Annotated in this window: 13 protein-coding genes; 3 read left to right on the forward strand and 10 right to left on the reverse strand. The window is 67.8% G+C overall.

Annotated elements, in window-relative coordinates:
- Window positions 1-35: 35 nt before the first annotated feature.
- Window positions 36-1,160 carry a muconate/chloromuconate family cycloisomerase gene (locus tag C1I89_RS30460; RefSeq protein ID WP_102775997.1) on the reverse strand — a complete coding sequence of 375 codons (1,125 nt, stop codon included), beginning with the start codon at window positions 1,158-1,160 and terminating at the stop codon, window positions 36-38.
- Window positions 1,161-1,267: 107 nt separating this feature from the next.
- Here C1I89_RS30460 and C1I89_RS30465 point away from each other — a divergent pair, with 107 nt between their 5' ends.
- On the forward strand, window positions 1,268-2,149 hold the full coding sequence (locus tag C1I89_RS30465) for a LysR family transcriptional regulator (protein WP_102775998.1): 882 nt from the start codon (window positions 1,268-1,270) through the stop codon (window positions 2,147-2,149).
- Here C1I89_RS30465 and C1I89_RS30470 read toward each other — a convergent pair.
- Together C1I89_RS30470 and C1I89_RS30475 are read right to left on the reverse strand one after the other, a co-directional pair.
- A complete protein-coding gene (locus tag C1I89_RS30470) occupies window positions 2,146-2,733 on the reverse strand; it encodes a hypothetical protein (RefSeq protein WP_102775999.1) in 588 nt (195 codons plus the stop codon). The two genes, C1I89_RS30465 and C1I89_RS30470, sit on opposite strands and share 4 nt — an antisense overlap.
- 117 nt (window positions 2,734-2,850) lie before the next feature.
- Window positions 2,851-3,312, reverse strand: coding sequence for a hypothetical protein (locus tag C1I89_RS30475; RefSeq protein ID WP_102776000.1), 462 nt, complete (start codon window positions 3,310-3,312; stop codon window positions 2,851-2,853).
- A gap of 72 nt (window positions 3,313-3,384) precedes the next feature.
- Between C1I89_RS30475 and C1I89_RS30480 the strand changes: the two genes are divergently transcribed.
- Together C1I89_RS30480 and C1I89_RS30485 are read left to right on the forward strand one after the other, a co-directional pair.
- Window positions 3,385-4,011, forward strand: a complete 627-nt coding sequence (locus tag C1I89_RS30480) for a TetR/AcrR family transcriptional regulator (RefSeq protein ID WP_102776001.1) — start codon at window positions 3,385-3,387, stop codon at window positions 4,009-4,011.
- Between the two features lie 202 nt (window positions 4,012-4,213).
- Window positions 4,214-4,525, forward strand: coding sequence for a helix-turn-helix domain-containing transcriptional regulator (locus C1I89_RS30485; RefSeq protein WP_102776002.1), 312 nt, complete (start codon window positions 4,214-4,216; stop codon window positions 4,523-4,525).
- A 2-nt stretch (window positions 4,526-4,527) separates the two neighbouring features.
- Here the strand turns inward: C1I89_RS30485 and C1I89_RS30490 are convergent, their stop codons facing one another.
- The 7 genes from C1I89_RS30490 to C1I89_RS30520 form a co-directional block, all read right to left on the reverse strand.
- Window positions 4,528-5,922, reverse strand: coding sequence for a M20 family metallopeptidase (locus C1I89_RS30490; RefSeq protein WP_102776003.1), 1,395 nt, complete (start codon window positions 5,920-5,922; stop codon window positions 4,528-4,530).
- On the reverse strand, window positions 5,919-6,893 hold the full coding sequence (locus C1I89_RS30495; RefSeq protein WP_102776004.1) for an ABC transporter ATP-binding protein: 975 nt from the start codon (window positions 6,891-6,893) through the stop codon (window positions 5,919-5,921). The genes C1I89_RS30490 and C1I89_RS30495 overlap by 4 nt, the downstream gene beginning before the upstream one ends.
- On the reverse strand, window positions 6,890-7,879 hold the full coding sequence (locus tag C1I89_RS30500; RefSeq protein ID WP_102776005.1) for an ABC transporter ATP-binding protein: 990 nt from the start codon (window positions 7,877-7,879) through the stop codon (window positions 6,890-6,892). Before C1I89_RS30500 ends, C1I89_RS30495 begins: the two co-directional genes overlap by 4 nt.
- Before the next feature lies 1 nt (window position 7,880).
- Window positions 7,881-8,786: an ABC transporter permease gene (locus C1I89_RS30505; protein ID WP_102776006.1), complete on the reverse strand. Its 906-nt coding sequence runs from the start codon at window positions 8,784-8,786 to the stop codon at window positions 7,881-7,883.
- Between the two features lies 1 nt (window position 8,787).
- A complete protein-coding gene (locus C1I89_RS30510; protein WP_102776007.1) occupies window positions 8,788-9,705 on the reverse strand; it encodes an ABC transporter permease in 918 nt (305 codons plus the stop codon).
- Window positions 9,706-9,772: 67 nt separating this feature from the next.
- Window positions 9,773-11,347 carry an ABC transporter substrate-binding protein gene (locus tag C1I89_RS30515; protein ID WP_102776008.1) on the reverse strand — a complete coding sequence of 525 codons (1,575 nt, stop codon included), beginning with the start codon at window positions 11,345-11,347 and terminating at the stop codon, window positions 9,773-9,775.
- A 63-nt stretch (window positions 11,348-11,410) separates the two neighbouring features.
- Window positions 11,411-12,127, reverse strand: a complete 717-nt coding sequence (locus C1I89_RS30520; RefSeq protein ID WP_102776009.1) for a GntR family transcriptional regulator — start codon at window positions 12,125-12,127, stop codon at window positions 11,411-11,413.
- Window positions 12,128-12,240: the final 113 nt, after the last annotated feature.

A 12,240-nucleotide genomic window follows, 5' to 3' on the forward strand; every position in this document is an offset into this window, starting at 1 on the left:
GCGGGCGCGGCCGGATGTCGCGTGTCTGCGGTCCGTCAGCGGTCCCGCCGGTAGAAATTCAGCTTGTCTTCGTCCAGCGTCAGCCCCAGGCCGGGGCCGTCGGGAAGTTCCAGTTCGAAATCGGCGTAGCGCGGCGGATTGACGACGATGTCGTCCTTCAGCAGCAGCGGGCCGAACAGTTCGGTGCCCCAAGACAGGCGCGGCAGGCAGGCAAAGCCGTGCGCCGACGCGATCGATCCCACCGAGCCTTCCAGCATCGTGCCGCCGTATAGCGACATGCCGGCGGCATCGCCCACCGCCGCAGTGCGCAGCATCTCGTGCAGGCCGCCCGACTTGGCGATCTTCAACGCCAGCACGTCGGCCGCGCCTTGGCGCGCGATGTCCAGCGCGTCTTCCGGGCCATTTACGGCTTCGTCCGCCATGATCGGGACGACGAAGCGCGCGGCCAGCCGGGCCATCCCGGCCAGGTTGGCGCGGGCTATGGGTTGTTCGATCAGGTCCACGCCCGCCGCTTCCAGCCGCGCGATGGCGCCGGCCGCATCGGCCTCGTTCCAGGCCTGGTTCACGTCCACCGTCACGCGGGCGCGGTCGCCCAGCGCCTGCTTGATGCGCGACACGTGCGCCACGTCTTGCGACACGGCGCGGCGGCCGACCTTCAGTTTGAACGTGTTGTGGCGGCGGCTTTGCAGCAGCGACTCGGCTTCCTCGATGTCACGGGCGGTATCGCCGCTGGCCAGCGTCCAGAGCACCGGCAGACGGGTGCGCACGGCGCCGCCCAGCAGGGTCGACACCGGCACGTTCAGCCGCTTGCCCTGGGCGTCCAGCAGCGCGGTTTCCAATGCGGACTTGGCGAAGCGATTGCCGCGGGCCACCTTTTCCAGGTGCTGCATGGCCGCGTGGATGTTGGTGGCGTCCAGGCCGGTCAGTGCCGGAGCTAGATAGGTATCGATTGCCAGCTTGATGCCTTCGGGGCTCTCTTCACCGTAAGACAGGCCGCCAATGGTGGTGGCTTCACCGATGCCTTCGATGCCGTCGCTGCACGTCAGGCGCACGATCACGAGCGTTTGCCGCTGCATGACCGCCATGGCCAGTTGATGGGCGCGGATGGTGGGCAGATCCACCAGAATGGCCTGAACCGAGAGAATGCTTGGCAGATTCATACTTTTATTATCAGAAATGACATGACAGGGGCAGTATGACTTGCGCTTCCCGCTCGAGTCCAAGACTATATGGCTTCCTATTGATATCTATTGGGTATAAATATGCCATGCAACTCAGACACCTAAGATACTTCCAGGCAGTGGCGGAAGAGGGGAGCTTCACGCGTGCCGCCGCCCGGCTGCATATTGCCCAGCCGCCGCTGAGCCGTCAGATCCGCCAGTTCGAGGAAGAACTGGGGGTGCAACTGTTCGAACGCACTACCCGCGCCTTGCGGCTGACGGAAGCCGGGCGCTTCCTGCTGGAGCAATCGCGGCTGTTGACCGCCCGGCTGGAAGAAGTGCTGGAAGGCACGCGCCGTCTGGGGCAAACGCAGCGACGCTGGTTCGGCATCGGTTTTGTTCCGTCGACCCTGTATGGCTTCGTGCCCGAGCTGATCCGCCAATTGCGCAGCGCCGATCCCAAGGTGGAAGTCGGCTTGGCGGAAATGACCACGCTGCCGCAATTGGAAGCGCTAAAAACAGGGCGCATCGATCTAGGTATCGGCCGGATCCTGCTGGATGATCCGGCGATCGAACGCCGGGTGCTGATGACCGAACCATTGATGGCCGCCGTGCCGCTGCATCATCCATTGGCGGCGATGGGCAGCGTGTCGGCGCAACGCCTGGCTCAGGAACCGTTCGTGCTGTATCCGGCGCGGCCGCGGCCGAACTTTGCGGACCATGTGCTGGGGCTGTTCCGCGCCGCGGGCTACGCGCTGCAGGTCGAACAGGAGGCCAACGAGCTGCAGACCGCGATAGGCCTGGTGGCCGCGGGCGTGGGCGTGTCAGTGGTGCCGGCCTCGGTGCAGCGCTTGCAACGGCAGGACGTGGCCCACGTGCGGATCGAAGGCGATGCGTTCGTGTCGCCGGTGATCGTGAGCTACCGCAAGGATGACCAGTCTGCGTTTTTGCAGCGCGCGCTGGCGCTGGCTGCGGGATTGGCAACCTAGTTGGTGTACTCGCGGCCTGCTGCCATGCAGGATTGCAGCATGCGGTTGTAGGTGTCCACCGAGACCTGCGTGGTCCATTGCGAGATGTGCGCCGGGTCGTAGCCGCTCTGGTTCATGGCCCAGCGCTGGCAATCGCTGCTGGCGCCGGCCTGGGGCGAGCCCATGGGCGCGGCCTGTTCGTATTGCGGCGGCGGCACGTATTGCGGCTGCTCGGGAGGCTGATATTGCGGCGTCTCGTACACCGAGTCCGGATAGGTCGGCGCGCCGTAGACCGGCGGGGTGGTATAGCCCACGCCCGGCGCATAGACGCCGGCCTGCGCGTAGGAAGGCCCCGAGTCCGCCGCCAGCAGCAGGCCGATCGCGGCCAGCGCGAACGCGCCGCCCACCCACCAGCCGTCGGAGCTGCTTCCGCCGCCGCCGTGATAGTGGTGATAACCGCCGCCGTAGCCGCCATAGCCGCCATAGCCGCCGTGGTGGCCGCCGCCCCAATAACCGCCGCCGTGCCTGCCGCCGGCCAGCGCGGGCGCGCTGACCACCGCCAGCGCCAAGGCCAGCGCCGTGGCGCGGACCGAAAACCGATTCATGATTCTGCTCCTGGATCGCCCCGGCCGGCATGGCGCGCGGCAAGAGGCAACATGAATACTTTACTGCTGCGCGGGCGTCACGGGTTGTCGCAAGCGCTACCGGGATTTCAAGCCGTTTCAGGGCCGCGGGCGCGGCGTCAGGGGCGGTTGCGCGCTGTTGCATGAGCGCGACTCGCCGGCCCGCAGGCGCACCTGCGCGCGCGGCTCGAAACCGTCAGGCTCGCGGTTCATGGTTTCGTAGGTTTCATAGCCGGTTTTTTCCACGCACCAGTTCCAGAAGTAGGTCTGCGCGCCGTGCAGCATCATCGATTCCGCGCGCCATTCGCGGATCGCGGGAAACGCCGCCGCGCCGTCGGCGGCGCTGCGCGTTTCGTTGCGAAAGCGTTCGCGGCCGTAGGGGTATGCGCTGCTGATCAGCACCACGCGGGCATCCGCCACGGGCCGCTCGGCCTCGTCCAGCACGGTAAGGCGCGCTTCGGGTTGCAGGGTCTTGTAGACGGGGTAGGGAACGCAGCCGGCGCTGGTGAGCGCGAGGGCAAGAACGGGGGCGGCGGGCAGGATGCGTAACGGCAATCTCATCGGCTGGCCGGACGGCGGTCCGGTAGGGGGTTGGCAGTGGCTAAAACTGTTGATAGGTAGTATTTTCTCGCGATGATCACGTTACCACCTTCTCCTGCGTCGCAAGACGAGCGTCTCACCAAAGGCAAGCGCACCCGGCTGCAGCTTCTGGCGGTCGCGGCGGCGGAGTTCGCGCAACGCGGGTTCCAGCACACCCGGATCAGCGACATCGTCGCCCGCGCCGGCGTGACGCAGCCGGTCTTCTACCAGTACTTCAGCAGCAAGCAGGCCGCGTACGACGAGCTGGTGGACATGTTCATGCAGCGCTTGCGCCAGGCCATCGGCCAGGCGCGCCTGCCGGACGACCTGCCCGAGGCCGAACTGGCCGGCCGCATCCGCCAGGGCGTGGGCGGGCTGCTGGACATCCTGCAGGAAGATCCCAACCTGACCCGCATCGGCTTCTTCCAGGCGGCGTCGGCCGAGGCCCTGAAGGACGAACTGGTGGCGATGCTCGCCGACAACGTGCGGGCCGAGCAGCAGGCGGGCCTGTTGCGCACGCAGCCGCGCGCCGACTGGTTCGCGCAGTCGCTCATGGGCATCATCGAACGCTTCACCCGCCAGACCCCCGACGCCGAACAGCGCGAGCGCCTGGCGGACTTCATCACGGACCTGCTGCTGGAAGGCATGCGAATACGGCTGCCGCCCCAGCCCGCCTCCTAGCAGGAGGCTTTTTTTTTCGTCCGTGGACGGCCGCGGGGAGCGCGCCGGCTGGACGAAATGCTCGTGCTTGAGGCCTCATACTTGATTGATATTCGTCTATAAACGAAAATGCCCATGTATCGAATCGAGCGGGTGTACTGCGCCACGCGGATATCGAGCGCGCAGTGCAGTGCTGGCAAGACTGGCAACGGAGAACCGACGCATGAAAAGCAGAGCCCATGACGAAGCAATGGCGGAGCTATACCGCAACGATCCGACGCTTGCGCTGGAAGTCATCAATGACATTCTCCAGGACGGCGAGCAGGCCGAGTTGCTGATCGTGCTGCGCCAGCTCGCGCGCGCCTACGGCGGCGTGCAGGCGGTGGCCGAGCAGGCCCGCCTGAATCCGACCCAGCTTTATCGCACGTTGTCGCCCCAGGGCAATCCGGCGTTGAGCAGCCTGATCGCCATACTCAAGGCGATGGGCCTGCGCCTGGCGGTCCAGCCGCTGTCGCCGGCGCGGTCCGCGCCCTGAGTTCAGCGCGCCAGCGCCGGCGTGCCGCCCGCGCCCAGGTCCCAGTACAGTCCCGTCATCAATCCGAGCGCCTGGCGCAGCAGCTCCGGCGGCAGGTGTTCGTTGGGCGCGTGCTGGGAGCAGCCCGGATAGGAATGCGGCACCCAGATCGTGCGCAGGCCCAGCACGTCGGTGAAGATGTCGTTGGGCAGCGAGCCGCCCAGGTTGGGCAGCACCGCGGCCTTGACGCCGGCGGTGCGCTCCAGCGATTCCACCGCCCAGCGCACCCACGGGTCTTCCGGGTCGATGCGGGTGGCGCGGAACATGCTTTCGCGGGTGAGCGCGATCTGGACCATGGGAAAGCCCTGGCGGTCCAGGTGGCGGCGCAGGGCGGGGATGAGTTCGTCGGGGTCCACGCCGACCACGAAGCGCAGCTGGCAGCGCGCCCAGGCGCGCGGCGGGATGGCGTTGACGGGGGTGTCGGGGTTGCCGGTCTTGTAGGCCAGCACTTCGAACGAGCACCAGCCGAACACGCGTTCGGCCGGCGACAGGCCGGGCTCGCCCCAGCCGGGTTCGATCTCCGGGCCGTCGGCGCCGCCGTCGACCTGGCAGCCGGCCAGGGCGCGGCGCACCGCCGGCGGCAGTTCCGCGGGCACCCATTCCGGCACGCGGATCTGGCCGGTGGGCGAGACCAGCGTGGAAATCGCGTGCGCCAGCTGGATGCCGGGGTTGGAGATCAGCCCGCCCCAGTTGCCCGAATGATGGCCGCCGGCGCGCGCCTCGATGCTGAGGTCGAAGTTCAGGCTGCCGCGCGCGCCCAGGAATACCGTGGGCCGCTCGGCGCTCAGGCGCGGCCCGTCGGAGGCGATGAGCAGGTCGGCCGCGAGCAGATCGCGGTGCGCTTCGCATAGTTCCCGCAGGCCCATGGAGCCGGTTTCCTCGCCCATCTCGATCAGGTACTTGGCGTTGAATCCCAGCCGGCCGCGCGTCTCCAGCACCAGCCGCAGCGCTTCCATATTGATGCTGTGCTGGCCCTTGTTGTCGGCGATGCCGCGGCCGTACCAGCGGCCTTCGGATTCGGTCAGGCCCCAGGGCGACAGGCCTTGCTTCCATTCCCGCTCCAGCCCGCGTATGACGTCGCCGTGGCCGTAGCCCAGCACGGTGGGCAGGGCGGGGTCTTCGATGCGCTCGGCGTACAGGAACGGCGCCAGCGCCTTGGGATGCGTCAGCGTGCGGCAGGTGAAGCCCAGGGCTTCGAAGGCCGGCCGGATTTCAGCGTCCAGGTAGTCGGCCAGCACGGCCGCGCGTTCGGGGTTCTGGCTTTCGGTGGGCATGGCCAGGCGGCGCGCCAGCAGCGCGCGGAAGGCGCCGGAATCGAAGCATTGCTGGGCCTGGGCGAGGGCGTCTGCGCGGGTCATGATGGGCGGGCTCCATGCTGGGGATCGGAAGGATAGAGATTGCAGGCCACCAGGGCCTGCCCGCGCTGCGCCAGCGCGGGGCGTTCGGTCTTGCACTGGTCCATCGCATGCTGGCAGCGCGGGTGGAACGGGCAGCCCGCCGGCGGGCGCAGCGGATCGGGAAAAGACAGGCCCAGGCCCATGTCGGGGATGCCCAGGCCCGGCTCGGGCGTGAGCACCGAGGCCAGCAGCGCCTGGGTGTAGGGATGGCGCGGCTCGTGGAACAGGCGGGCGGTGGCGGCGGATTCCACCACCCGGCCCAGGTACATCACGGCCACGTGGGTGGCGATGTGCTCCACCACGGCCAGGTTGTGGCTGATGAAGACATAGGTCAGGTTGAATTCGCGCCGCAGGTCCATGAGCAGGTTCAGGATCTGGGCCTGCACCGACACGTCCAGGGCCGAGGTGGGCTCGTCGCAGATGACGATTTCGGGATGCATGACCAGCGCGCGCGCGATGGCCACGCGCTGGCGCTGGCCGCCGGACAACTGCCCCGGCGTGTTGTGCGCCAGGCGCGGCGGCAGGCCCACGCGCTCCAGCATCTCGATGGCCTTGTGCTGCCTGGGGTTGGCGATGCCGTGCACTTCCAGCGGCAGGGAGACGATGGAAGCGATGGTGCGCCGCGGGTTCAGCGAGGAGTACGGGTCCTGGAACACCGGCTGCACGCGGCGCGCCAGCGCGCGCCGGTCCAGGCCGCGGATGTCCTGGCCGTCGAGCCGCACCGCGCCCTCGGTGGGCGGCGTCAGCCCCAGCAGCATGCGGGCCAGCGTGGACTTGCCGCAGCCCGATTCGCCGACGATGCCCAGCACCGCGCCGCGCTCGACCGCCAGGTCCACGCCGTTGACCGCGTGCAGGGTGCTGCGCGGGCGGAACATGCCGGCGCGCACCGAGAACTGGCGGCTGACGCCATCGGCTTGCAGCAACGCGCTCATGCCCGGCCTCCCTCTGGATGCAGCACGCAGCGCCAGCGCTGCCCCGTGTCCAGGCCATGCACCGGCACCGCCTGGCGGCAGCGCGGCTGCGCATGGGGGCAGCGTTCGAAAAAGGCGCAGCCTTCGAGCTCGCCCACCAGCGCCGGCACCACGCCGGGGATGGTGCCCAGCGCCGCGCCCGGCGGCGTGCGTCCGGGCACGGGGATGCAGCCCAGCAGCCCCTGGGTATAGGGATGGCGGGGCGCGGCGAAGAGTTCGGCCACCGGCCCTTCCTCGACGATCTGGCCGGCGTACATGACGGCCACCTGCCGCGCGATGCGCGCGACCACGCCCAGGTCGTGGGTGATCAGCACCATGGCGATGCCCAGCTCGGCCTGCAGCTCGGCCAGCAGCCGCAGGATCTGCGCCTGGATGGTGACGTCCAGCGCGGTGCTGGGCTCGTCGGCGATCAGCAGTTCGGGCCCGCACATCAGCGCCATCGCGATCATCACGCGCTGGCGCAGCCCGCCGGAAAGCTGGTGCGGATACTGGCCCAGCCGCTGCGCGGCCGAGGCGATGCCGACCTTCTCCAGCAATTCGACCGCGCGGTCGCGCGCCTGCCGCTGGCCCGCCTTGCAGTGGTGGACGTAGTGTTCGGTCAGCTGGTCGCCGATGGCGTAGGCGGGGTTGAGCGCCGTCATGGGCTCCTGGAAGATCATCGCCATCTTGCTGCCGCGCAGCGCGTTGACGCGGCGCGCGCGGGCGGCCGACAGATCCTCGCCCAGCACGGCCAGGCGCCGCGTGCGGCGCTGGGCGGCCTTGGGCAGCAGGCCCATGATGGCCAGCGAGGTCATGGACTTGCCGCAGCCCGATTCGCCGACCAGGCACAGCGTTTCGCCGCGCCTGACCTGGAAGGACACGTCGCGCACCGCATGCAGCGGTCCGCGCGGCGTGGCGATGTCGACGGTCAGCCCCTGCACGTCGAGGACGATATCCGTGCCGCTCATCTCAGGACCTCTCTTCCGGCGCGAGGAGCTGGTGCAGCCCGTCGCCGGCCAGGTTGATGGCGAAGATCAGCAGCGCCAGCGCGGAGCCGGGTATGGCGATCAGCCAGAACGAGAAGAACATATAGGCCTTGGCCTCCGAGATCATCAGGCCCCAGGACGGCAGCGGCGGCTGCACGCCCAGGCCCAGGAACGACAGCGAAGCCTCCAGCAGGATGGCGCTGGCCGCCTCCAGCGTGGCGATCACGATCAGCTGCGGCACCACGTTGGGCAGCACTTCGCCGCGCACGATGCGCCAGGTGGAGGCGCCGGCGGCCTGCGCCGCGGCCACGTATTCCAGCGAGCGGACCTGCTGGGTGGCGCTGCGCATGACGACCGCGTAGCGGTCCCACTTGAGCAGCCCCAGCACCAGGATCACCACCCACAGCGAACCGCCGACGATGGCCACCGTGGCCAGCGCCACCAGGATCACGGGCATGGACAGGCGGGTGGTGATGAGGAAGGACACGGCCATGTCGGTCTTGCCGCCGAAGTAGCCGGCCGCCATGCCCAGGGCGGTGCCGATCAGGCCGGAGATCAGCGCCACGCTGACGCCGATCAGCAGCGAGATGCGCGCGCCGTAGAACAGGCGCGAGAGATAGTCGCGGCCCAGCTGGTCGGTGCCCAGCGGATGCAGCCAGGTGCCCTTGGCATACCAGACCGGCGGCGCGGTGCGGTAGGCGAGGTCCTGGTAATACGGATCGTGCGGCGAGATCCATGGCGCCAGCAGCGCGATCAGCACGATGGCCAGCAGGATGCCGCCGCCGGCCAGCAGCGCCTTGTTGCGCCGCAGCCGCCGCCAGCGCAGGGCGGAGACGGACAGTTCCGGGGGCGCGGCGGGCACGGCGGGAGTGAGGATGGGCGCGCTCATGTCAGGACACCCGGATGCGCGGATCGAGCCAGGCGTTGGCGATATCGGAGGCCAGCGTCAGCAGCACGTACAGCACGGACAGCAGCAGCACGATCAGCTGCATCACCGGATAGTCCTTGTAGGTGATGCTCTGGTAGGCCAGGTAGCCCAGGCCGTCCAGCGCGAAGATGGTCTCGATGACCACCGAGCCGCCCAGCAGGTAGCCCAGCTGCACCGCCGCCAGCGCCACCACCGGCACGATGGCGTTGCGCAGCGCGTGCTTGAAAACGATCTTGCGCGCCGGCAGGCCCTTGGCCCGCGCGGTGCGGATGTAGTCGGCGGCCAGCACCTCGATCATGCCGGCGCGGATCAGCCGCATGAAGGCCGGCGCCACGTAATAGCCCAGCGCGATGGCCGGCATCACGAAGTGCTGCCAGCTGCCGCTGCCCGAGACCGGCAGCAGGCGCAGCGTGATCGAGAACAGCATGATGAGGATCAGCGCGAAAAAGAAATTCGGCAGCGCCTGGCCCAGCACCGCCACGGCCAGGCAGAAGCGGTCGACCAGGCTGTCCTTGTACAGCGCGGCCAGCACGCCCAGCGGAATCGACACCAGCAGCGCGAAGCCCAGCGCGGCCAGGCCCAGCATCAGCGTGGTCTCCAGCTTGGACAGGATCAGCGGCCCGGCCTCGGTCTTGAAATACACCGAGGTGCCGAAGTCGCCCTGCAGGATGTGCCAGAGCCAGTCCGCATACTGCACGGCCAGCGGCCGGTCCAGGCCGTAGGTCTTGCGGATCATTTCGATGTCGGCCTGGCGCGCGCCTTCGCCGGCCAGCGCCAGCGCCGGGTCGCCCGACAGGTGCAGCAGCAGGAACGCCAGGATCGAAACCGTCAGCGCCACCAGCAGCGCCAGGCCCAGGCGCCTGATCGTGAAATAAAGCATAGGACTCAGCCTCTTTCGCTTCCGTCTGCGATGCGCGCCGCCGGAACCGCCCGGCGGCGCGCGCCTCTTACTTCCAGCTCATGTCCCAGAAGCGCACCAGTTCGTCCGAATACGGTTTGAAGTTCACGTCCTTGGTGGCGACGTAATAGGCCGGCAGCGTCCAGAGCGGCACCGCGTAGGCCTTCTTGGCGATCAGGTCCAGCGCCTCTTTGTAGGCCGCCTTGCGGGCCTCGGCGTCTATGGTGTGGTCGCCCTTATCGAGCAGGTCGCGCACCTGCGGGTCGCGGGTGATGTCGTCGTTGCCGAACGAGAAGTACACCGGCGTGGAGGCCGACACGTCGTTGACCAGGTTGGAGCCCCAGGTCTGGTGCGTGAGCGAGGCCTTGCCGGCGCGGATCATGTCGCGCATGGCCGCGTACTGCAGGAAGTTCAGCTTGGCGCGTATGCCCACCGCCTGCAGGTAGTTGATGATCGCTTCGGTCTGGTTGCGCTCGCGGTAGGCCACGATGTCGATGTCGAAGCCGTTGGGATAGCCGGCCTCGGCCAGCAGCTTCTTGGCCTGGGCCGGATCGTACTTGTAGACCGGCGCGCCTTCCTGGGTACAGCCCACCTGCGACGGCGTGCAGATGGTGTTGATGAGGCCGCCGCCTTCGCCCACGATGTTCTTCAACATGGATTCGCGGTCGATGGCGTGGATGATGGCGCGGCGAACCCGCTCGTCCTTGAGCTGCGGCGCCGGCGTGCCTTCCAGGATGTTCATCTGCATGAACACGATGCGCATGGTGTTGCCCGTGACCATCTGCAGCTGGGGCATGGAGCCCAGCTGCTCGGCCTGGTCCTTGGGCACGCTCATGATCAGGTCTTCGCCGCCCGAGATGACTTCGGCCATCTGCGTCTGGCGGTCGGGTATGAAGCGGATGACGACCTTGCCGATCTTGGGCTGCGCCTTGGGCGAATCCTTGAAGTAGTCGGCGTTGCGCTCCAGCGTGATGGACTTGCCGGGCTGGTAGTCCACCACCTTGTACGGGCCCGAACCCACCGGCTTGGCGTTCATGCCCTTGGGGCCGACTTCCTGGTAGTACTTGGCGGGATGGATGGCGGCGGTGGTGGACAGGTATTCCTTGGCGCCCGGGAAGGGCTCCTTGGTGGTCAGGCGCACCTTGTACTTGTCGATCTTCTCGACCTTGTCGATCCACGCAACGTTCTGCTGCGTCACGGCCTTGTTCTTGGGGTCGGCCACGTAGTTCAGGGTGTACACCACCGAGTCGGCGTCGAACTCCTCGCCGTTGTGGAATTTGACGCCCTGGCGCAGTTCGAACTCCATGGTCTTGTCGTCGACCTGCTTCCAGCTCTTGGCCAGCTGCCCCTTGTACTCGTTGGTGACCGGGTCGCGGTAGAGCAGGGTGTCCCAGACGTTGGCGGCGATGATGACGCCGATGCGCACGTTGTTGAAGTACGGGTCCACGCTTTCGGGCGCCTGGTCGTAGGCCATGCGCAGGGTGTCGTCCTTCTTGCCGGCCAGGGCCGGTTGGGCGAGGACGGCGGCGCAGGCCAGCGCGGAGGCCAGGATCGCGAACCTGGGACGGCGGTGAGACGGGAGTGAAGCAGGAACGATACGAGGGGGGACGCGGTAATCGGCCATGGCGAGGCTCCTGTGGAAGTCACTGCACGTACTGCGTATCTGCTGCGTGTCCGGGCGGGCGGTTCAGCCGGAATCCGGCGCGGGCGGCTGCAAGGTCCTGAGGGCGGCGTCGCACTTGCGCTGCAGGTGCTGGCGCATGATGCCGGCCAGCCGGTCGGCGTCGCGCGCCTCCAGCGCCTCGGCCATTTCGATGTGCTCGCGCATGGCCAGGTCCCACTTCTGGCGGTTTTCGTTGGACACGAAACGCAGGTTCTGGATGCGCGCGTTCTGGGCGTCGTACAGCTGCTTGAGCAGGCCGTTGTGCGAGGCCAGGCTGATGCGCTCGTGGATCTCGCGGTTGAGGCGGAAATACGAGGGCAGGTCGCGGCGCGCGTGGCTGGCCATCATCTCGTAGGTCAGCGCCCGGATCTCGGCGATCTCCAGGTCGGTGGCCCGTTCGCAGGCCAGCCGGCAGGACATGGCTTCCAGCCCGCCGATGACTTCGAAGGCTTCGCGGATATTGGCTTCGGACAGCGCCACCACCTGGGCGCCGCGGTTGGGTTCGATCTGCACCAGCCCTTCGGCGGCCAGCAGGCGGAAGGCCTCGCGCAGCGGCGTGCGCGACACGCCCAGCAGGTCGCACAGCGCCCGTTCGTTCAGGCGCGAGGCCGGCGGGAATTCGCCCTGGATGATGCGCTCGCGCAGCTGCCCGGCCACCGTGGCCGGCAGCGTGCGGCTGGCGCCGGACAACTGCGCCGCGGGCGCGGGGTCGGCGTCGGGTAGGCTAAGCGCGCTGCTCATTGGTATACAAAAATTCCCCTGTTTTTCCGCACTATAAACCTGCTTGCCCCTCGGCCTGATGAGTGTATACCCTAGGTTAATTACGTAAAAACAATGGGATAGAGTGACGCATA

Source organism: Achromobacter pulmonis (assembly GCF_002885955.2).
Taxonomy (GTDB): Bacteria; Pseudomonadota; Gammaproteobacteria; order Burkholderiales; family Burkholderiaceae_B; genus Achromobacter; species Achromobacter pulmonis_A.

Coding starts and splice junctions, on each gene's coding strand:
- C1I89_RS30460 (WP_102775997.1), bottom strand. CDS start 1,160: ATGAATCTGCCAAGCATTCTCTCGGTTCAGGCCATTCTGGTGGATCTG.
- C1I89_RS30465 (WP_102775998.1), top strand. CDS start 1,268: ATGCAACTCAGACACCTAAGATACTTCCAGGCAGTGGCGGAAGAGGGG.
- C1I89_RS30470 (WP_102775999.1), bottom strand. CDS start 2,733: ATGAATCGGTTTTCGGTCCGCGCCACGGCGCTGGCCTTGGCGCTGGCG.
- C1I89_RS30475 (WP_102776000.1), bottom strand. CDS start 3,312: ATGAGATTGCCGTTACGCATCCTGCCCGCCGCCCCCGTTCTTGCCCTC.
- C1I89_RS30480 (WP_102776001.1), top strand. CDS start 3,385: ATGATCACGTTACCACCTTCTCCTGCGTCGCAAGACGAGCGTCTCACC.
- C1I89_RS30485 (WP_102776002.1), top strand. CDS start 4,214: ATGAAAAGCAGAGCCCATGACGAAGCAATGGCGGAGCTATACCGCAAC.
- C1I89_RS30490 (WP_102776003.1), bottom strand. CDS start 5,922: ATGACCCGCGCAGACGCCCTCGCCCAGGCCCAGCAATGCTTCGATTCC.
- C1I89_RS30495 (WP_102776004.1), bottom strand. CDS start 6,893: ATGAGCGCGTTGCTGCAAGCCGATGGCGTCAGCCGCCAGTTCTCGGTG.
- C1I89_RS30500 (WP_102776005.1), bottom strand. CDS start 7,879: ATGAGCGGCACGGATATCGTCCTCGACGTGCAGGGGCTGACCGTCGAC.
- C1I89_RS30505 (WP_102776006.1), bottom strand. CDS start 8,786: ATGAGCGCGCCCATCCTCACTCCCGCCGTGCCCGCCGCGCCCCCGGAA.
- C1I89_RS30510 (WP_102776007.1), bottom strand. CDS start 9,705: ATGCTTTATTTCACGATCAGGCGCCTGGGCCTGGCGCTGCTGGTGGCG.
- C1I89_RS30515 (WP_102776008.1), bottom strand. CDS start 11,347: ATGGCCGATTACCGCGTCCCCCCTCGTATCGTTCCTGCTTCACTCCCG.
- C1I89_RS30520 (WP_102776009.1), bottom strand. CDS start 12,127: ATGAGCAGCGCGCTTAGCCTACCCGACGCCGACCCCGCGCCCGCGGCG.